The organism is Brevundimonas sp. Bb-A, from assembly GCF_009394735.1.
Taxonomy (GTDB): domain Bacteria; phylum Pseudomonadota; class Alphaproteobacteria; order Caulobacterales; family Caulobacteraceae; genus Brevundimonas; species Brevundimonas aurantiaca.
This window is the reverse complement of sequence record NZ_CP045456.1, coordinates 1,203,475-1,223,066: the sequence shown is the minus strand read 5'-3', so window position 1 is coordinate 1,223,066 and position 19,592 is coordinate 1,203,475. Positions and strand designations below refer to the sequence as shown.

At 69.9% G+C, this 19,592-nt stretch carries 19 protein-coding genes; 7 read left to right on the top strand and 12 right to left on the bottom strand.

The features are described from left to right. The first annotated feature begins 118 nt into the window (after positions 1 to 118). The 3 genes from gap to fba all read left to right on the top strand — a co-directional run bounded on the left by gap (position 119) and on the right by fba (position 3,689). Positions 119 to 1,126, top strand: coding sequence for a type I glyceraldehyde-3-phosphate dehydrogenase (gene gap, locus BSP_RS06095; RefSeq protein WP_054764915.1), 1,008 nt, complete (start codon positions 119 to 121; stop codon positions 1,124 to 1,126). 176 nt (positions 1,127 to 1,302) lie between these two features. Beyond that, entirely contained in the window at positions 1,303 to 2,499 is a 1,197-nt protein-coding gene (gene pgk / locus BSP_RS06090) for a phosphoglycerate kinase (protein WP_152949643.1), read from the top strand. 104 nt (positions 2,500 to 2,603) lie between these two features. Next, positions 2,604 to 3,689, top strand: coding sequence for a class II fructose-bisphosphate aldolase (fba, locus tag BSP_RS06085; RefSeq protein ID WP_054764913.1), 1,086 nt, complete (start codon positions 2,604 to 2,606; stop codon positions 3,687 to 3,689). 17 nt (positions 3,690 to 3,706) lie between these two features. On the opposite strand, the gene BSP_RS06080 is transcribed toward fba, so the two are convergent. Further along, on the bottom strand, positions 3,707 to 4,342 hold the full coding sequence (locus BSP_RS06080) for a DUF2799 domain-containing protein (RefSeq protein ID WP_152949642.1): 636 nt from the start codon (positions 4,340 to 4,342) through the stop codon (positions 3,707 to 3,709). A 101-nt stretch (positions 4,343 to 4,443) separates the two neighbouring features. Here BSP_RS06080 and BSP_RS06075 point away from each other — a divergent pair, with 101 nt between their 5' ends. The 3 genes from BSP_RS06075 (at position 4,444) to rpoH (ending at position 6,889) form a co-directional block, all read left to right on the top strand. After that, entirely contained in the window at positions 4,444 to 5,454 is a 1,011-nt protein-coding gene (locus BSP_RS06075) for an RluA family pseudouridine synthase (protein WP_152949641.1), read from the top strand. A gap of 8 nt (positions 5,455 to 5,462) precedes the next feature. After that, the gene (locus BSP_RS06070; RefSeq protein WP_152949640.1) at positions 5,463 to 5,765 is read left to right on the top strand and encodes a GNAT family N-acetyltransferase; all 303 of its coding nucleotides are present in this window, start codon (positions 5,463 to 5,465) and stop codon (positions 5,763 to 5,765) included. Positions 5,766 to 6,001: 236 nt separating this feature from the next. Further along, positions 6,002 to 6,889: an RNA polymerase sigma factor RpoH gene (gene rpoH, locus BSP_RS06065; RefSeq protein ID WP_082382620.1), complete on the top strand. Its 888-nt coding sequence runs from the start codon at positions 6,002 to 6,004 to the stop codon at positions 6,887 to 6,889. 12 nt (positions 6,890 to 6,901) lie between these two features. Here the strand turns inward: rpoH and BSP_RS06060 are convergent, their stop codons facing one another. The 8 genes from BSP_RS06060 to BSP_RS06025 all read right to left on the bottom strand — a co-directional run bounded on the left by BSP_RS06060 (position 6,902) and on the right by BSP_RS06025 (position 17,480). After that, positions 6,902 to 7,711, bottom strand: coding sequence for a response regulator (locus BSP_RS06060; RefSeq protein ID WP_054764910.1), 810 nt, complete (start codon positions 7,709 to 7,711; stop codon positions 6,902 to 6,904). Between the two features lie 61 nt (positions 7,712 to 7,772). Further along, positions 7,773 to 9,068 carry an adenylosuccinate synthase gene (locus BSP_RS06055; RefSeq protein ID WP_054764909.1) on the bottom strand — a complete coding sequence of 432 codons (1,296 nt, stop codon included), beginning with the start codon at positions 9,066 to 9,068 and terminating at the stop codon, positions 7,773 to 7,775. Between the two features lie 133 nt (positions 9,069 to 9,201). After that, positions 9,202 to 10,359, bottom strand: a complete 1,158-nt coding sequence (locus tag BSP_RS06050) for a phosphoserine transaminase (protein WP_152949639.1) — start codon at positions 10,357 to 10,359, stop codon at positions 9,202 to 9,204. A gap of 47 nt (positions 10,360 to 10,406) precedes the next feature. Next, positions 10,407 to 11,327: a DnaJ C-terminal domain-containing protein gene (locus BSP_RS06045; RefSeq protein ID WP_152949638.1), complete on the bottom strand. Its 921-nt coding sequence runs from the start codon at positions 11,325 to 11,327 to the stop codon at positions 10,407 to 10,409. Positions 11,328 to 11,506: 179 nt separating this feature from the next. After that, positions 11,507 to 15,262: a glycoside hydrolase/phage tail family protein gene (locus BSP_RS06040; RefSeq protein ID WP_152949637.1), complete on the bottom strand. Its 3,756-nt coding sequence runs from the start codon at positions 15,260 to 15,262 to the stop codon at positions 11,507 to 11,509. A gap of 244 nt (positions 15,263 to 15,506) precedes the next feature. Further along, positions 15,507 to 15,926 (bottom strand): NlpC/P60 family protein, encoded by a 420-nt coding sequence (locus BSP_RS06035; protein WP_152949636.1) that lies wholly within the window; start codon positions 15,924 to 15,926, stop codon positions 15,507 to 15,509. Between the two features lie 149 nt (positions 15,927 to 16,075). After that, the gene (locus BSP_RS06030; RefSeq protein WP_152949635.1) at positions 16,076 to 16,723 is read right to left on the bottom strand and encodes a DUF2163 domain-containing protein; all 648 of its coding nucleotides are present in this window, start codon (positions 16,721 to 16,723) and stop codon (positions 16,076 to 16,078) included. A 145-nt stretch (positions 16,724 to 16,868) separates the two neighbouring features. Then, on the bottom strand, positions 16,869 to 17,480 hold the full coding sequence (locus BSP_RS06025; protein WP_152949634.1) for a DUF2460 domain-containing protein: 612 nt from the start codon (positions 17,478 to 17,480) through the stop codon (positions 16,869 to 16,871). Positions 17,481 to 17,577: 97 nt separating this feature from the next. Here BSP_RS06025 and BSP_RS06020 point away from each other — a divergent pair, with 97 nt between their 5' ends. Beyond that, positions 17,578 to 18,282 (top strand): DUF805 domain-containing protein, encoded by a 705-nt coding sequence (locus BSP_RS06020; protein WP_054764903.1) that lies wholly within the window; start codon positions 17,578 to 17,580, stop codon positions 18,280 to 18,282. 95 nt (positions 18,283 to 18,377) lie between these two features. Here the strand turns inward: BSP_RS06020 and BSP_RS06015 are convergent, their stop codons facing one another. Genes BSP_RS06015 through BSP_RS06005 form a run of 3 tightly spaced genes read right to left on the bottom strand, consistent with a single transcriptional unit; the run spans position 18,378 to position 19,385 of the window. Next, complete coding sequence (locus tag BSP_RS06015) at positions 18,378 to 18,923, bottom strand: phage tail tape measure protein (protein ID WP_152949633.1); 546 nt, start codon at positions 18,921 to 18,923, stop codon at positions 18,378 to 18,380. Further along, complete coding sequence (locus tag BSP_RS06010; RefSeq protein WP_054764901.1) at positions 18,913 to 19,098, bottom strand: phage tail assembly chaperone; 186 nt, start codon at positions 19,096 to 19,098, stop codon at positions 18,913 to 18,915. The genes BSP_RS06015 and BSP_RS06010 overlap by 11 nt, the downstream gene beginning before the upstream one ends. Next, entirely contained in the window at positions 19,095 to 19,385 is a 291-nt protein-coding gene (locus BSP_RS06005; protein WP_054764900.1) for a GTA-gp10 family protein, read from the bottom strand. The genes BSP_RS06010 and BSP_RS06005 overlap by 4 nt, the downstream gene beginning before the upstream one ends. Positions 19,386 to 19,592: the final 207 nt, after the last annotated feature.

The window sequence follows — 19,592 nt, the reverse complement described above, 5'->3', positions numbered from 1 at the left end:
GCCGACCGTAACGGTTCCTAACCGCTTGTTAGGGCCGCAGGCCCCGCGCGGGGTTGAAACCGGGCCGCGACAGTTCCATTGAGACCCCCAACAACATAATCGTTCAGAGGAGCCCCCCATGACCGTTCGCGTCGCCATCAATGGTTTCGGCCGCATCGGCCGTCTCGTCCTTCGCTCGATCATCGAGCACGGCCGCACGGACATCGAGGTGGTGGCGATCAACGATCTGGGCCCGGTCGAGACCAACGCCCACCTGTTCCGCTATGATTCGGTCCACGGCCGCTTCCCCGGCACGGTGACCTCGGGCGAGGACTGGATCGACGTCGGCACGGGCAAGATCAAGGTCACGGCCGAACGCGACCCCGCCAACCTGCCCCACGCCGAGCTGAAGGTGGACATCGCGCTGGAGTGCACCGGCATCTTCACGTCGAAGGACAAGGCCAGCGCCCACCTGAAGGCCGGCGCCAAGCGCGTCCTGGTCTCGGCCCCCGCCGACGGCGCGGACAAGACCATCGTCTTCAAGGTCAACCACGAGACCCTGACCGCCGACGACATCGTGGTGTCCAACGGCTCGTGCACCACCAACGCCCTGGCCCCCGTCGCCAAGGTGCTGAACGACCTGTTCGGCATCGAGCGCGGCTATATGACCACCATCCACTCCTACACCGGCGACCAGCCGACGCTGGATACGATGCACAAGGACCTGTACCGCGCCCGCGCCGCGGCCCTGTCGATGATCCCGACCTCGACCGGCGCCGCCAAGGCCCTGGGCCTGGTTCTGCCGGAACTGAAGGGCAAGCTGGACGGCTCGTCGATCCGTGTCCCGACCCCGAACGTCTCGGTCGTCGACCTGAAGGTCGTCGCCGGTCGCGAGGTGACGGTGGAAGAGATCAACGCCGCGCTTCAGGCCGCCGCCGACGGCCCGATGAAGGGCGTGCTGTTCACCACGACCGACCCTCTGGTCTCCAGCGACCTGAACCACATCGCCGCCTCCTCCACCGCCGCCCTGCCCCAGACCCAGGTGGTCGACGGCAAGCTGGCCCGCGTGCTGAGCTGGTACGACAACGAATGGGGCTTCGCGACGCGGATGAGCGACACCGCCCTGGTGATGGCGAAGTTCCTGTAAGAACCGCGCGTCTCCTCCCCGTTCGCCTCTTGGCGAATGGGGAGGTGGCTCGAAGCGTAGCGGAGAGACGGAGGGGCTCTTTCTGCGCGCACGAAGGACCCCCTCCGTCACGGCGCAAGAGGCGCCGCGCCACCTCCCCATCGCTTCGCGACAGGGAGGAGACAGGGAACCGATCAATGACCTTCCGCACCCTCGACGACGCCAAGGATCTCGCCGGCAAGACGGCCCTGGTCCGCGTGGACTTCAACGTCCCGATGGAGGACGGCAAGGTCACGGACGACACCCGTCTGCGGGTCGCCCGGCCGACGATCCAGCGCCTGCGCGACGCCGGCGCCAAGGTGGCGCTCCTGGCCCATTTCGACCGTCCCAAGGGCCGGCGCGTCCCGTCCATGAGCCTGAAGCCGGTCGTGGATGATCTGGAGACCCTGCTCGGCGCCCCCGTCCGCTTCGCCGACGACTGCATCGGCCCGGACGCCGTGGACGCCATCCGCGACCTGGACGCCGGCGGCGTGGTCCTGTTGGAAAACGTCCGCTTCCATGCGGCGGAAGAGGCCAATGATCCGGTCTTCGCCCAGAAGCTGGCGGATCTCGGCGACCTCTATGTCAACGACGCCTTCTCGGCGGCGCACCGCGCCCACGCCTCGACCGAAGGGATCGCCCACCACCTGCCCGCCTACGCCGGCGAATCCATGCGCCGCGAACTGGACGCCCTGGACGCGGCGCTCGGCAATCCGCAAAAGCCCGTCATCGGCATCGTCGGCGGCGCCAAGGTCTCGACCAAGCTGGACCTCTTGAAAAACCTGGTCGGCAAGCTGGACCGCCTGGCCATCGGCGGCGGCATGGCCAACACCTTCCTGTACGCCCAGGGCATCGACATCGGCGGCTCCCTGGCCGAGCGCGACATGGCCGACACGGCCCGCGAAATCATGGCCGAGGCCGAGGCGCGGGGCTGCAAACTGCTGCTGCCGGTCGATTTCGTGGTGGCGACCGAGGTCAAGCCGGGCGCCGCCGCTCGCCCGGTCGCCGCCGGCGCCGCCCTGTCGGCCGACGACAAGATCCTGGACGCCGGCCCGGCCACGGTCGCGCGTCTGCTGGAGGCCCTGACGGCCTCCAAGACCCTGATCTGGAACGGCCCTCTGGGCGTGTTCGAGGTGCCGCCCTTCGACGCCGCCACCGTGACGGTCGCCCGTCATGCGGCGGCCCTGGCCAAGGCCAGCGTCCTGACCGCCGTCGGCGGCGGCGGCGACACGGTCTCGGCCCTGAATCACGCGGGGGTGTCGGACGACATGACCTTCGTCTCCACCGCCGGCGGCGCCTTCCTGGAATGGATGGAGGGCAAGCCCCTGCCGGGGGTCGAGGCCCTGCGCGCCTGAACCCTGACGCAGCGGAAACAACTGTAACACGGCGTGACTTTGAGCGCGCCGCCCGCTAGTCTCGCGCCCAATCAAAAAAGACTTTCGGCTCAGGAGACTTCATCATGGCGCGCATCACGCTGCGACAGCTGCTCGACCACGCGGCGGAGAACGGCTACGGCCTTCCCGCCTATAATATCAACAACATGGAGCAGGGCCTCGCGATCATGGAGGCGGCCCATGAGGTCAATGCGCCCGTGATCATCCAGGCCTCGCGCGGCGCCCGGAACTACGCCAACGACATCGTCCTGGCCAAGCTGATCGACGCCCTGGCGGAACTCTATCCCGACATCCCGGTCTGCATGCACCAGGACCACGGCAACGGCCCGGCGACCTGCGCCACCGCCATCCAGTACGGCTTCACCTCGGTGATGATGGACGGCTCGCTGGAAGAGGACGCCAAGACCCCCGCCTCCTATGAATACAATGTCGAGGTCACGCGCCGCGTCACCGAAATGGCCCACGCCTGCGGCGTCTCGGTCGAGGGCGAACTGGGCGTGCTGGGCTCGCTGGAGACCGGCATGGGCGAGGCCGAGGACGGCCATGGCTTCGAGGGCAAGCTGGACCATTCCCAGCTCCTGACCGACCCGGATCAGGCCGTCGAATTCGTCGCCGCCACCAAGGTCGATGCCCTGGCCATCGCCATGGGCACCAGCCACGGCGCCTATAAGTTCACCAAGAAGCCGGACGGCGACATCCTGGCGATGAACGTCATCGAAGAGATCCACCGCCGCCTGCCCAACACCCACCTGGTCATGCACGGCTCGTCCTCCGTGCCGCAGGAGCTTCAGGACATCATCAACCAGTACGGCGGCGAAATGCCCCAGACCTGGGGCGTGCCGATCGAAGAGATTCAGCGCGGCATCCGCCACGGGGTGCGCAAGGTGAACATCGACACCGACAACCGGATGGCCATCACCGGCGCCATCCGCAAGGTCCTGGCCGAAAAGCCGGGCGAGTTCGACCCGCGCGCCTATCTGAAGCCCGCCAAGGAGGCGATGAAGAAGCTCTGCAAGGAGCGCTATCAGCAGTTCGGCTGCGAGGGCCAGGCCTCGCGCATCCGCCCCTTGTCCACCGCCCACATGGCCAAACGCTACGCCTCGGGCGAGCTTGACCCGTCCTTCCGCAATGCGGCGGTCAAGGCGGCCTGACGACCGCCCCTCCCTGATCAGACCGGGTAGCGGCTGCTCAGTTCGAACCGCACCCGGTCCTCTTGCCAGCGCGCCCGGTCCAGCTCGTCCCTGGCGTCGCGGGCGTTGCGGCGAGCGTCGCGGATTTCGCCCCGCACCTCTTCGATTCGGTTGCGGATCCGCTCCTTCTCCTCGTCGGTCAAGCCGTCCTGACGCAGTTCGCGCTGTTTGGCGTCCAGCTTGTCCTCGCGGTCGTCGATCCGCGCCTCGGCGCTTCTCAGCGCGCTCTCGGCCGCCTCCACCGCCGCTGCCGCCTCATGCAGTCGCCGCCCGTCGTTATAGGCCGGGAGGAAGGCCGCCTCCTCCTCGGGCCGACAGACGCGGTAATAGGTGTTGCCCGCCCGCCCCTCGATCCAGCCGCGCTGGAAGGTGCAATAGCCGCGCAGCCCGTCCTCGCGGGCGCGGCTGTAGGTCGCCGGATCGGGCGCGACCTGATATTTGGCGCAGGCCTGGGCATGGTCGTCCAGCCGGCTCATCGGATAGCCCGCCGCCCCATCGGCGTAACCCTTGTCGCCCCAGGCGCCGGCCAGACACTCTTCCTGGCTCATGGTCGAGCAACTGCCCAGCAGAACGGCGGCGGCGGCGACGCCGCTCGCGATCATCAAGGTCTTCATCACGGTTCCCCACGCCCCCAAGCGCCACTATTCACGTCAGATCAGGCCCGACGCAAGCGCCCTCGCTGGAAGCCGATCTTCCGATGCTTTACGGATAGAGGGTGTCCGACCCCGAACTGATCGACGACGAAGACCCGGCGCCGGCCGCCGAGACCCTGGAGGCCCGGATCGACCTGTCCGGCGTCCGCCTCGACAAGGCCCTGGCCGAGGCCTTTCCCGACCTGTCGCGCGCGCGTCTCCAGGCCCTGCTGGCCGAGGGGGCGGTGCGCCGTGACGGGGTCGTCCTGACCGGCGGCTCGGCCAAGGCCCAGCCGGGCCTCTATCGGGTCGATCTGCCGCCCGTCGCCCCCGCCGCTCCCCAGCCCCAGGTCCTGCCGCTTGCGGTCCTCTATGAGGATGCGGACCTGATCGTCATCGACAAACCCGCCGGAATGGCCGCCCATCCGGCGCCGGGCACGCCCGACGGCACCCTGGTCAATGCGCTGCTGGCCCGTTGCGGCGACAGCCTGTCCGGCATAGGGGGCGTCGCCCGACCGGGCATCGTCCACCGGCTGGACAAGGACACCTCGGGCGTCATGGTCGCGGCCAAGAGCGACCGCGCCCACCAGGGCCTGTCGGCCCTGTTCGCGACCCACGACATCGAACGCACCTATATCGCCCTGACCCGCGGCGCGCCGACCCCGCTCCAGGGCCGGATCGAGACGCGCATCGGCCGCTCGACCGCCGACCGCAAGAAGATGGCCGTGCTGAAGACGGGCGGGCGCGAGGCGATCACCGACTATCGGGTCCAGCGGACCTTCGGCGAACCGGCCCGCGCCGGCGGCGCGCCCCTGGCGGCGCGTGTCGCCTGCACCCTGCAAACCGGCCGCACACACCAGATCCGGGTTCATCTGTCGTCCAAGGGCGCGCCCATCCTGGGCGATCCGGTCTATGGCTCCGGCAGCCCCGCCCCCCCGGTCCGCGCCGCCCTCGCCGAGGTCGGACTGACGCGCCAGGCCCTGCATGCCGCCGTCCTGGGCTTCGTCCATCCGATCACCGGCGCGCCCCTGCGTTTCGAAACCGACCCGCCCGCCGACATGGCGGCCCTGGAAATCCTGCTCTCCACCCTGTGAGGCCGCTGATGGACCCCGGTATCCACGACAACACCGCGCTCAACCGCTATGAACTGCCGGTCGACGGAGAGACGGCCGTCGTCACCTACAATCTGTCGCCGCCCAATCTGATGATCACCGAGACCCTGGTGCCCGAGCGGCTGGAAGGCCAGGGGATCGCCAGCCGCCTGGCCCGTCACGTCCTGGCCGACGCCCGGGCGCGGGGCCTCTTGATCCTGCCGGTCTGCCCCTTCTTCTCCGCCTATCTTCAGAAACACCCCGAACACGCTGAGGCGGTGCATCCGACCTATCGCGGCATACTGGGGATCTGACCGCCCCCTGGGCGCCTCGTCCCCGATGCGGGTCTTGATTAGCAACTGACTAAGTTCTATATTGAGCCGGTCGGCGTGAGTGGCGCCGGGGTCACGGTCACGCTTTCGTGTGACGATCCGCCCCTAACAATGGCGGCAACCCATCGCTACTTCACCGGTTGAGGGGTGAGGCGTCGGCGCACATGCCGTGGCCGACGGCGAAGCGCCCGCTCGTTCTAGACGGTCGGAGGGACCATATGGCTGCCAATAGCACGCTCGCGGTGATGTCGCCTGAACAGGGCCTGTCGCGTTATCTGACGGAAATCCGCAAGTTTCCGATGCTGACCAAGGACGAGGAGTTCATGCTCGCCAAGCGTTGGTCCGAGCATCAGGATCCGGAAGCCGCCCACCGTCTCGTCACCTCCCACCTGCGCCTGGTCGCCAAGATCGCCATGGGTTATCGCGGCTACGGCCTGCCGATCGGCGAGGTGATCTCCGAGGGCAACGTCGGCCTGATGCAGGCCGTCAAGAAGTTCGATCCGGACAAGGGCTTCCGCCTTGCCACCTACGCCATGTGGTGGATCAGGGCCTCGATCCAGGAATACATCCTGCGCAGCTGGTCCCTGGTGAAGATGGGCACCACGGCTGCGCAGAAGAAGCTGTTCTTCAACCTGCGCAAGGCCAAGAGCCAGATCTCGGCCTTCGAGGAAGGCGATCTGCGCCCCGAACATCTGTCGGCCATCGCCACCAAACTGGGCGTGTCGGAACAGGAAGTCACCGACATGAACCGCCGTCTCGGCGGCGACGCCTCGCTAAACGCGCCGCTGCGCGCCGACGGCGAAAGCGAATGGCAGGACTGGCTGGCCGACGACACGGCCGTCTCCCAGGAGACCCAGCTCGCCGACGACGAGGAAAAGGGCATCCGCATGAGCCTCCTGCAGGAGGCCATGGAGGAGCTGACGGATCGGGAAAAACACATCCTCACAGAGCGCCGCCTCAAGGACGACCCCGTCACGCTTGAGGAACTCGCCGGCCATTATGGCGTCTCGCGCGAGCGGGTGCGTCAGATCGAGGTCCGCGCCTTCGAAAAACTGCAAAAGGCCATGCGGGCCGCCGCCGAAGAGCGCAATCTGGTCGACGCCTGATTTCCTCGGGTATCAGGACGCCCTGGCGACCGGCGCGTTCGACGCCGGCGTCTGGGTCAGGGCCAGTATGGCCCCGACCGGCTGGGCCAGACCGGCCTTGGTCACGCCGCCGCCGTCCATGAATGCCTCCAGCCCACCCGCCGCGATCGCCAACCGGGCGTCGCCGCTCTTGATCGCCACCGCCTTCAGCGTCTGCGCCTGCTGGCGGATGGCGCGGGTGGCCTGGGCCGGGTCCTGGTCGAACTGGGCCATGGCCGCAACGAGGATCCGCATCGCCTGATCCTTTATGTCCAGCCCGCCCTTGGCCGACGCATCGGTGCGGCGCTTGGGCGCTCCGGCGTATTCGCCCGAGTTGAAGCGCCGACGATCCGGCCCGACATAGCCGACCGCCTCGATCCAGGGGCGGGGCTTCAGGGCGACGTTCTCCACCCGTTTGAACAGATCGCCGGTCGTATAGGGTTTTCTCAGAAACTCGTGAACGCCCGCGTCGCGCGCCCCCTTGATGGCCGCCGCCGTCGCCTCGTTCGTGACCATGATGATCGGCGCCATGCGACAGACCATGGAGGAGCGCCGCACCCGCCGCGCCAGCCGCTCCCCGCTCAGGGTCGGGCCGGCGTATTCGGTGAAGATCACGCCGGGCTCGACGTCGCGCAGCAGCTCCACCGCCCGCTCCTCGTCGCTCTCCACATAGATTTCCCGCGCGCCCAACCCCTTGATCAGGTCCGACATCAGACGCGCAGAGGCGGCGTTGGGTTCGATGATGGCGACGCGCCGCACCGTGGGCTCGATGCGGCTCAGGGTCTTTGCGTCCGCAGTGAACAAGGGGTCGGCTCCGTTTGACTCCTCGACCCTATCTGACCGCCGTTAAGACTCGCTGAATTGCTCAGCCCTGGAAGGGATCGCGCATCAATATGGTGTCGTCCCGCTCGGGGCTGGTCGACAGCAGGGCCACCGGCGCGCCGATCAGCTCCTCGATCCGCCGCACATATTTGATGGCGTTGGCGTTGATGTCCTTGAAGCTGCGGACCCCGCCGGTGCTCTCGCTCCAGCCTTCCAGCTCCTCGAACACCGGCTCCGCCGCCGCCTGGTCCTTCAGACTGCTAGGCAGATAATCCAGCACCTCGCCGTTGACCCGATAGCCGACGCAGATCTTCAGCGTCTTCAATCCGTCCAGCACGTCCAGCTTGGTCAGGGCGATGCCGTCGATGCCGTTGATCGCCACCGACTGGCGCACCAGCACCGCGTCGAACCAGCCGCAGCGCCGCGCCCGCCCGGTGTTGACCCCGACCTCGCGTCCGACCGTCGCCAAATGCTGGCCGACCGCGTCGTCCAGTTCGCAGGCGAAGGGCCCTTCGCCGACCCGGGTCGTATAGGCCTTGACGATGCCCAGCACATAGCCGACGCCCCGAGGCCCGATGCCCGACCCCGCCGCCGCCTGCCCCGCCACCGTGTTGGAGCTGGTCACATAGGGATAGGTGCCGTGATCCACGTCCAGAAACGCGCCCTGGGCCCCTTCGAACAGCACCCGCTTGCCCGCCTTCTGCGCCTGGTCCAGCACCCGCCAGGCCGGCTTCACATAGGGCAGGATCTTGGGCGCGATCTCCAGCAGTTGGGCCAACAGCGCCTCCGGATCGATCGGCTCCAGGCCCAGACCGGCGCGCAGCGGATCGTGGTGCGAGCGCAGCCGGTCGATCTTGACCTTCAGGTCGTCGGCGTTGGCTAGGTCGCAGACCCGAATGGCCCGTCGCCCCACCTTGTCCTCGTAGGCCGGGCCGATGCCCCGCCCGGTCGTGCCGATCTTGGCCCCGGGCGCGCTGGCCGCCGCCTCGCGCGCCACGTCCAAGGCCGGATGGATGGGCAGGATCAGACAGGCGTTGTCGGCGATGGTCAGGATGTCGGGGCTGATTGCAACGCCCTGGGCTGCGATCTTCTCGATCTCGCCGACCAGATGCCACGGATCGACGACCACCCCGTTGCCGATGATCGACGGCTTGCCCTGCACCACGCCCGAGGGCAGCAACGCCAGCTTATAGACCTTGCCGTCCACGACCAGCGTATGGCCCGCATTGTGCCCGCCCTGGAACCGCACCACCATGTCGGCGCGGTTGGACAGCCAGTCCACGATCTTGCCCTTGCCCTCGTCGCCCCACTGGGCGCCGACCACCGCCACGTTCGCCAAAGTCCGTACTCCGCCTCGCGTCCTCGTCGGAGAACGCATCAAAACCAGCAGGCGCCGCAGCATTGCGACGGTCTGAATGCGGGCGCAGCCTATAGCGGGGGAATCGTCCGGTGTCGTCCCGATCCGTCGTATTTTACGACAGTTCCCCCACCGCCGTCTCGAACGCCCATTCGAGCCACGGCGTCGCCGCCACTACATCGGCCGTCTCGACGGTGCAGCCGCACCACAGCCGAAGGCCCGGCGGCGCGTTCCTGTGGGGCTCCATATCGAACACGGCGCCCTCGCCTTCCAGCAGGGCCTTGAAGCGTTTGACGAAGCCCTTCTGCCCCGCCTCGTCCAGGCCGGTCACGCGCGGATCGACGAACTTCAGACAGACTGAGGTGGTCGAGCGGATCTCGGGCCTCTCGGGCAGGAAGGCGATCCAGTCGGTCCGCTCCACCCAGTCGGCCAGGGCGGCGAAGTTGGCGTCGGTGCGCCGGATCAGTTCGCTCAAGCCCCCGATCCCTTGCGCCCATTCCAAGGCGTCGATCCAGTCCTCGATGGTCAAAATGGAGAAGGTGTTGATCGCCACCCCGTCGGCCAGGGCGCGATCGAACCCCTTGCCGTCGGTCAGGCGCAGCAGTTTCGGGACGGGTCGTTCAGGTCGATAGGAATCCAGCCGCGCCACCGCCCGCGGCGACAAAACCATCACCCCGATCCCCGCCTCGCCGCCCAGCGCCTTCTGGAAGCTGAAGGTCACCACATCCAGCTTGTCGAACGGCAGGGGCATGGCGAAGGCGGCCGAGGTGGCGTCGCAGATCGCCAGCCCCTCGCGATCGTCGGCGATCCAGTCGGCGTCCGGCACGCGCACGCCCGAGGTCGTGCCGTTCCAAGGGAAGACCACATCCTTGGACCAGTCGGCCCGGCTCAGGTCCGGCAGCTCGCCCCAGGGCGCCGTCAGGGCCTCGGGCTCCAACCCCAGATGATCGCGCACGTCCGCCAACCAGGTCAGGCCGAAATTCTCGAAGGCGACCACCTGCACCGGCCGCTGCCCCAGCATGCCCCACAGGGCCGCCTCGACCGCCCCGGTGTCCGATCCCGGCGTATAGAGCAGCACATGGCTGTCCGGCACTTCCAGCACCGCCCGGGTCAGCCTCAGCCCGTGGGCGAACCGCTCCACCACCTCGGGCGCGCGGATGCCCCGGCCCAACAGATCCTGCGGCAGGCCGCCCAGGCTGTAGCCCGGCCGTTTCGCCGTCGGTCCGGCCGAGAACCACGGCCGCGCCGGTTTGACATCAGGCTTTGCGATCATGGTCTCTTCCCCTTGCGCGACCGCGCGTCACCCGGCCCAAACGCCGCTCAACGCCCCGGCGTATAGGGCCGCTTGGCCCGCCAGTCTTCGGCGAACTTGATCAGGGCCGCATCCGGCGTCTCGGGCAGGGTCACGACGATACGGGCCAACAGATCGCCGCGCCGCCCCTGGGCGAAGGCGCCCCGTCCCTTCAGCCGCAACAGCTTGCCCGAGTTGGAGCCCGGCGCGATCGTCACCTGCACCTCCCCTTCCGGCGTCGGCGCCCGCACCTTGGCCCCCAGAACCGCATCGGGCACCGAGACCGGCAGGTCCATCGTCAGGTCCGCCCCGTCGCGCTTATAGATCGGGTGCGGCTCGATCTTCAGCTCGATCAGGGCGTCGCCGTTCTCGGCGCCCCGCCCCGGCGCCCCCTGGCCGCGCAGGCGGATGGTCTGGCCGTCCGACGCGCCCTTGGGAATGGTCACGTCCAGGGTTCGACCGTCGGAGAACTGGATTCGCCGGGTCGCCCCCGAAATGGCGTCCTCCAGGCTGATGTTCAGGCTGGCGCGCACGTCCTGGCCGCGCGCGGTGAAGTCGCGCGGACCCCGCTGGCGGCCCGCGCCCCCGAACATGCCGAACAGATCGTCCAGGTCGATGCCTTCGAAGTCGGCCCGACCGCCCGGTCCGCCGCCGCCGGAGAAGCCGCCCTGGCCGAAGGGATTGCCGCCCGGCCGTCCGCCCCCGCCGAAGCCGCGATACTGTTCATTGCCGTCGGCGTCCAACTGGCCCGCGTCATACTTGGCCCGCTTTTCCGGATCGCCCAACAGGTCGAAGGCCGCCGTCACCCGTTTGAACCGTTCCTCGGTCTTGGCGTCGCCGGGGTTCTTGTCGGGGTGCAGTTCCTTGGCCAGTTTGCGGAACGCCTTCTTGATCTCGTCCGCGCTCGCGCCCTTTGAAACGCCCAGTTCCTTATAGGGGTCGCCTGCCACGTCCGTTGCCGCTCCAACTGAAAACACCTGAGAGGCCGTCAGTTAAGCCATGCCCCCGCCCCCGCAAAGGGCCGGACCCGGATATTTGCTCAGGCCAGAGCCTGATCCGTTGAGGAGGAACCGCTTCGCGGTTCCGCTGAAACGGTGAATCAGGCTCCAGATTAGAGCGAGAGCCTGATTCACGCTTCTGTCGGAACCGCCGCGCGGTTCCGTCCGAAACCATCAGGCTCTAAGCCGATTTCCGCCTCCGCGCCCCAGCCGAACCCCTCGCCCCATTGGGCCACGGCGATCCGCGCCGTCGGGGGCGGCCCGCCGGGAAAGTCCACCGCCGCGTCCGCTGCGGCGTAAAGGGCCGTCGCCCCATCGACCTCCATCGTCCGCACCACCGCGCCCCCGTTCGTCACCCGGAGACGAAAACGCATCGGATCGACCGGCGTCGGCTCGCCGTCCCAGCCGTCGCCGTACAGCCGCACGCGCGGCGTCCAACTGATCCGCCGTCCCTCGGCCGAGACCCGCACCGTCAACCCCGCCGGCGACCACGGCCGGTCGTAAAGCCCCCGCAGGGTGAAGCCTGCCTGGCGGAACCCCGCCCCGCCCGGCGCCGCCCCCGCCGGTCCGGCGCGACAGACCAGGGGCAGGCCCCGTTCGGCGCGCCCGATCTCCGCCCGCGCCGGGCGCGGCTCCAGGAACACCACCACCGCCCCGGTTGCGGCCCCCGCCTGCATCTCCGCCTCCGTCCCCTGCTGGCCGCGCAAAAGGCCGGTCAGCCGCCAGACGTCCGGGGCGATCAGGGTCGCGGATCGGTATTGCGCCACCTCCCATCCCCCCGCCGTCTGGATCGCCAGTGTGTTGGCGCCGCCCAGCACCGCCGTCTCCGCCGCGCTCTGCGGCGCCGCCCCCTCGACCCGCACCACCAGGGTGTTGACCGTGTCCCAGCGCCCGGGCGCCCCCGGCCGCAAGGGCTCGACCAGCACTCCCACGGGCGTCGGCGCGTCCAGATCGGCGCGCGCGGTCAAGGCGCCGGCCGACGGCCCGGCGTGCAGCCGCATCGGCCGCCACGGCTCCACCGCCGCCGCCGCCACCGGCCGTGCGTCGTCCTCGCTCCCTATCAGCGGCGGCAGATCCAGCAGGGCCAGAAAGGGCGCCCCGGTCGTCGCCGGACCCTCGCCGCCCCTTCCTCCCCCCTGATCCTCATAGAGTCTTCGCGCGCCGACCGGCTCCAGAGTGATCGCCGGCGTCTCCTCCGCCGCGACGCGCGCCACCCGCCAGTCGCCGTCGCGGCCCTCCAGCCGCACCACGTCCCCAGGCTCGGCCGCCAGGGCCTCCAGCGGCCCCAGGGTCAGGACGACCGTCTCGGCCTGCTCCGCCTCCAGCGCCCGCTCCGCCACAGCCCGCGCCAGGCCGTCGCCGCAGACCAGGGGCAGGTCCAGATCGACGCCGCCGCCGGTCGCGGCCCGCCCGTCCTCGGCCCGCCCGTCCTCGACCCGCGCAGTCACCGCCCCCGTCTGATAGTCCGCCGTCTCATCGACGAAACGCACCCGCGCCGCGCCGGGTCGGGCCTCCAGCCGTCGCGTCGCCGTCTCGGCCCCGCCTGCCTTGGGCAGGGCCAGGCCGTCGCGGCTCAGCACCGTCCCGCTCGCCGTCCGTCCCAGGACGGCGACCCGCCCGTCCCGCTCCGCCGCCACGGCGTCGAAGGCGGCCAGCAGCGGCTCCAGGGCGTCGCGCGTCCGCATCGGTCGGTCGATCACATAGCCGGCCGCCGCCCCCTCCACCCCTTCGATGATCCGTTCATCCGCCGCCAGGCCGCCGCGCGCCAGGACGGCGGCGACCAGATCGGCGCCGTCGCCCGCCAGCCGCCCGTTCAGCCAGTGACCCGCCCGCCACGCCCCGGCGTCGGCCCAGACCTCCGCCCGCGCCGGAAAGGCCGGATAGGGCCGGGCGTCCCAGCACCAGGCGTCCGCCCCCTCCAGCATCGGTCGGCCATAGACGGCCGAAACCGGATTGTTCTCAGGCGCCGCGAAATGGCCCAGCACCGCCTCCAGCGCCGCCCGCTGCACTGCATCGTCGCGCGCCCCGGTGGAAAAGGGCGGCAGGGCGCTTTCGCCGCTCTTGGGGTCCTGAAACAGATTGGGCGCATTGCCGCCCCGATCCACGGCCGCACAGCCGAACTCGGTCAGCCGCACCGGCTTCATCCCCGGCCGCCAGGCCGTCGGCGTCGCCGCCCGCACCCCGCCCGGCCGCTCATAGTGCAGGTTCGACCACCAGCCCTTCAGATCCTTGGGCCGGAACAGCCAGTCCTCTCCGTGCGCCCCGTCCGAGATGGGCGTGCGCACCTGGGCCGCCCGGTCGGCCGCGCTGGCGTAATACCATTCGAACCCCTCGCCGCCCGCGACGCCGGCCGCCAGATAGGCCGGGTCCGCCGCCCCGTCGAACCGGGCCGCATCCAGCCCCCCGTCCCCGTCACGCCAGTCGGTCAGGGGCGGGTACCAGTCGATCGACACATGGTCGATGTTCGGATCGGCCCACAGGGGGTCGAGGTGAAACCGCACGTCCCCGCCCGCCTGCCGTCCGAAATATTCGCTCCAGTCGGCGGCGTAGGACAGCTTCACCCCCGGCCCGACCACCGCCCGGCACTCGGCCGCCAGGGTGCGGAACTGCTCCACCGCCGGAAAGCCGCCCGCCGCATCGCGCGTCCAGGTCACGCCCCGCATCTCCGATCCGATCAAGAGGCCGTCCGCCCCTTCCTCGGCCGCGATTCCAGCGTAGTGCAGCGCCATCCGCCGCAGGCCCCAATCCTCCGGCCCGCCGAACAGGGCCGCGATCTCGGCGGCCGCCCCCGCCCCGTCCGTCCCGGCCACCCGCCCTCGCCACGGATAGCCGGGACAGTCCATGAAGACGAAGGGATACAGCGTCACCTCCAGGCCCCGCGCCTTCAGCTCCGTCACCGCCTGGCGCACGCTCTCGTCTGACGGCGTCCCGCCATAGGCCGGAGCATCCGATCCCGGCACGCGACTGATCAGATGCGCCTCATGCCTCGCCACCCCCGCCACCGACCAGATCATCGGCTCGGTCGGCTTGTCGCGCCGCTCCACCCCCGGCCGCACCCGACAGTGACCGGCCCTCAGATCATCCCCGAACCAGCCGACCACCAGGCTGACCCGTTTCAGATTCGGCAGCTGGGCCTGAAGCTGATCCAGCGACACGATCAGGTCGGCCCGCCCCTCGCCGTTATGGACGTTCTCCGCCGTCGTCCGCGTCAGCCCCTCGCGCCGCACCACCGCCTCGGTCGCCAGGGCGAACTCCCCCGCGCCGGGGATCAGACACACCCCCTCCAGCCGGTCCTCTAGCCGCGGCCCCGCCCCGCGCGGCCGCCGGAACACCTCGAAACTCAGCTGCGGAACCCGGTCCCCGAACGGCCCCAACGGCAGGTCCTCGAACACCACATAGGCCACGCCGCGATAGGCCGGCGCATCCTGCTCCACCGCCTCGATCAGCGGGTCCGGCCTCTGGTCCTCCCCGCCGCGATGCACCCGCATCGCCACGCCGTTCAGCTCCATCAGCCGTCCGTCGGCCCAGACCCGGCCGATCCCGTCGATCTCGCCTTCGCACAGGGCCACGGCGAAGCTCAGCGAATAGGCGTAGTCGACCGTCTTGGCCCCGCCCTTGCCCGCCCGTCCCTTGACCTTGCCTTCCAGAAACCGCGCGGCCCAGATCACCTGACCCGTCACCCGCGCCCGGCCGAAGACGCAGGCCATCGGCGCCCCCTCGGCCGTCCCCTGGATCTTCAGCCCGTCCAGCCTCGGCCCCAGCTGTCGCGCCGGCGACAGGGAGCCGATCACCCGATCGTCGATCACCCGCCCGATCGTCGCCCCGATCACCCGACCGACCGGCCCGCCGACCGACTGCCCCACCGCGCTCAGTACGACTTGCGCCATCTACGCCTCCAAAAAAGAACCTCCCTCCCCTCGGGGGGAGGGTCGTCGCACAGCGACGGGGTGGGGGCGGCCCTCCCCAGACCCTCTCCCGCTTGCGGGAGAGGTGGCCCGTCGATCGGCGCAGCCGATCCAGGGTCAGAGAGGGGAGTCTTTTTGGAGCAAGAAGACTTCCCCCATCGTCAGCCGTCTCGCTCCGCTCGACGCGCTGACACTTCCCCCGCAAGCGGGGGAAGGTCTGTAAGCCTCACCCCGGAAACCGAAACGCCGCGACCAGCCGTCGTCGCCACCATATCCCCATCCAGCTCTCGACCACCGCCCGTCCCCAATAGGCGTGGATCATCCTCGGCTCCGGCCCGCCGCAGTCGCTCAGAATGGCGCAGTGTTTGGCCGCCACGCCCGGCGACATGCGAAACAGCAGCACATCCCCCGGCCGCATGACCGCCGGCGGGACGGGCCTCAGCCACCGCTCCAGCGCCTCCCGCAAAAGCTCGCGCCCGCCCGCCTCGGCCCAGTCCGGCGAATAGGGCGGAACGCCTTCCGGCTCCGCCCCCGCCACCTCGCGCCACAGCCCGCGCACCAGACCCAGACAGTCCGCCCCCACGCCCTTCACACTGGCCTGATGCCGATACGGCGTCCCCAGCCAGGCCCGCGCCGCCACAGCCACCCGCGCGCCGACGTCTCCCGCCCCAGACCCTCTCCCGCTTGCGGGAGAGGTGGCCCGGCGTTCGCGAAGCGAACCAGGGTCGGAGAGGGAAGTCTTCCTCTCACAAGAACGTCCCCCATCGTCAGGCGTGTCGCTTCGCGCCTTGCCCCTCACCGCCGGCTCCCGCCGTCATGGCGGCCGCCCTGCGCCGGCCAGGCCGTCAGGAAGTCATCCCCCGGCACGTCCGGAAAGCCCCGAAAATTCACCCCATTCCCAAACGTCCCGACACAGGTCTCCCACCGCTTGTCGCAGGTCCGCCCGGCCGCATCCGCGACCCCGCAGCGCTCGTCCCCCAGCCGCGCGTCGCACAGCCGGCCGTAGGTCCGCCCGACCACCCGCTCCAGCTTCGCCAGCGGCCCTTCCAGATCGGCGACGAAGGCCCCGTCCTGCCGCCTCAGCCGCGTGATCGTCCCCGACCACAGCCGCACCCTCAAGTCCAGCTCGGACCAGTCCAGGCGCCACAGCTCCACCGCCGCTCCGTCCAGCCGGCCCTGCGCCACATCGGCCTCGCGGATCGAGGCGTCGTCCAGCACGCCCGAGGCCGAGGCCGTCCCCGCCGCCAGCCCAACCCCGCTCTCGGCCGCCCCGACGGTCCAGCCGCTCGCCGCCCGACAGACCACCCCGTCCAGCGTCAGATCGCGGTCATGGTCGGTGAAGCCCGCCCGCGTCCCGTCGACGCGCCGCATCAGCCAGACATGGCAAAGCCGCGCCGCCCCGCTTTCGATGCGGGCGGCCAGATCGTCCGGTATGTGTCTCATCTTCGCCTTCGCTCAGTGGTCGGTGGCGAGTGGCGAGTGGCGAGTGGCGAGTAAGCGGGCCGAACATTCGTTCCGACGATCAAGTCTCGGCGCTCCCGCATCCCGAACCGCCTCGCCACTCGCCACTGACCACTCGCCACTCTCTTCAGACCCTCACCTCGATCAGCGGGACCGCCGCCATCCGCCCCGCCTCGAAACTCTCCAGGGTCGTCTCGATCCGGTCGGTGTCGAACCGCACCGGCGTGTCGAATTGAAAGCCCCCCGTCACCGTCACCCCCGCCGCCGGCGCGGACGCCAGGGTCACGGCCCCCGTCGTCCAATCGACGGAAAGGCCCTGGGTCTCCACGCCACCGACCGCCACCCGAACCGACCCCTCGACCGGCTTCCGGATCGGTCGTTCGACGTCGCCGTAGGTCTTGATCAGCGGAAACACCGTCCGCGCCCCGTCGCCCAGGCCCAGAACCTGATCCCCGGCCGAAACCGTCCCGCTGGGCGCGCACGATTTGAAATCGGCGAAGTCCTTGAACCGGAACCCGTACAGCCGCCCCCGCCGCGCCTCGAAGAAGGCGATCAGGGCGGCCATGTCGTCCAGCGATCTCAGGTTCGCCCCGATCAGATAGCGCCTGCGCCCCAGGGCCCAGGGCGTCGATCGCCGCTCGAACCCGGACGCCAGGGTCGCGATCTCCGTCCGCCGCTCCACCCCGCCGGTCGAGCCGAAAGCCAGCCGCGCGGGCAGGCGCACCTCATGAAAGCTCATTCGAACCTGTCCCCTGTTTCACTTGTCCGAACGGCGCCGCTCGTCCATGCTCGGCTAACGACGGCCGAGGGGGCCGTCTCGAGACGGGAGCGAAGACTTGCGCGGCGAAATCCTCAGCTATGACACCACGGCCGGCGCCGGCCTGATCAGCGGCGACGACGGCGTCCGCTACGGCTTCAGCGCCGCCGGCCTGCAGTCCCCCGCCGTCCCCGCCCCCGGCGTCCGCGTCGATTTCGTGCCCGAGGATGGCGAGGCGACCCAGATCCTGATCCTGGCGGGCGGCCCCTCCACCGTCGGCGTCGCCGGCGGCTACGCCAGTTCGACCGACACCACCGTCGCCGGTTTCGACTGGCAGAAACTGTTCCTGTCCTTCGAGGGCCGTACCCGCCGCAGCCATTTCTGGATCGGCTGGCTGATCCTGCTGGGCGTCGGCGTCGTCGCCGGCTGGCTGCCGATCATCGGCGCCCTGATCTCCCTGGCCCTGATCTGGCCGAACCTGGCCATTTCGGTGAAACGCCTGCACGACATGGGCAAGACCGGCTGGCTGGTCGCCATTCCCTGGGTCGCCGCGACGGTCTTCACGATCATCGGCTTCGTCATGGTCATGGGCGCCGCCTTCGCCGGCGGCATGGGCCCCGACTATTACGAAGACAATCCCGCCGCCTTCTTCGCCCTGATGGGCCCGGGCGTCGGCGCCTTCGCCCTGGCGGGCCTGGTTCCTCTCGCCTTCCTGCTGTGGATCGGCCTGGTCGAGGGCGACAAGGGCGACAACCGCTTCGGCCCCAACCCCAAGGGCGAATAGCAAGACAGTGACGAGTGGCGAGTGGTCGGTGGCGAGACAGGCCGCATCCGCATCGCCGCTCGTCACTCGCCCCTCGCCGCTCGCTACTCAAAACCCTATCTCCCCCGCGCCCCCAGGCTGACCGCCCGCGCCAGCATCTGGGCGATCTGGGCCTCGGATCGCAGCAGGGCCTCGGCCCCGCCGTCCACCGCCACATGGACGGTCACAGCACCGCCCGTCGTCGGCCCGATGTCGCCGCCGACGCTCGGGCGAAACACCTCCGGCCCCCGTTCTCCGACCAGATAGGCGCCGCCCCCCAGCACCGGCCCGCCGTCGGCCCTGGCACCGCCGAAATTGGCCCCGCCGAAACTGGACGCCGCCGCCTGGATCGCCGCGCTCAGACCGCTTCCCGATCCGCCGGACCCGGCCGCCGCATTCACCGCCTTCAGCACCGCCTGGGCCAGTTCCGACAGGGACACCTCTCCGTCCGCCGCCGCCCGCGCCAACGACCGGGTCAGGCTTTCGCCCGCCCGGCCGAAGGCCGCCTCTATGGCGTTCGCCGCCTCCTCAGCCGGCCCCTTCAGCGCCTCCAGCGCCGCCCCCGCCTCGGCCGCCTTTAGCGGCAGGTCGTCGATCCCGTCCCGTCCGAACTCATCCGTCATCGGGCCAGTCCTCCATCAGTTTCGCCAAGCCCGCCCGGCCCATCGGCGCCGTCCCGCGCGGCGCCTCGGTCAGCATCCGCCATTCCTTCAGCGACAGCCGCCAGAAGGCCTCGGGCGCAATCCCCATCCGCATCGCCGCCCGCATCATCTCGCCCCAGGGCGTCGCGCCCGTCATCTTCCGGCTTGACCGGAGGACGCCTCAAAGGCCGCCGCCACGGCCCGCGCCGCCTCGCGCGGATCGACCGCCTCGACCTCCGGCCGGGCCTCGCCCCCGCCGCGCAGCACCGCCGCCAGGACCACCATCAGATCCCGCGCCGACAGGGTCTTCATCCGCTCGGCCGCCGCCGCCAGACCCTCGACGCCCAGCCCGGTCTCGATCTCGGCCAGGGCCCCCAGGGTCAGACAGACCCTGCGCCGCACCCCGCCCAGCATCACCGCCGCCTCGCCCCGCGCCTGGTTCATCGTCCATCCCGATCTGAAGTGAAAAGGGCCAGGGCCAGGGCCAGTGCTAGGGCCAATCGACATTGGCCTGCCGCCGTCCTGCCGGGCGGCGCGCAGCCGCCGACACAGGAGAAGCGCCTCGGGCGTTGAAGACCCTATTCCATTGAGTGTCCGTCTTCCTTCCGGCGTCAGCGGAAGGGAAAACGTCCGGCGGCGGAACGCCGATTG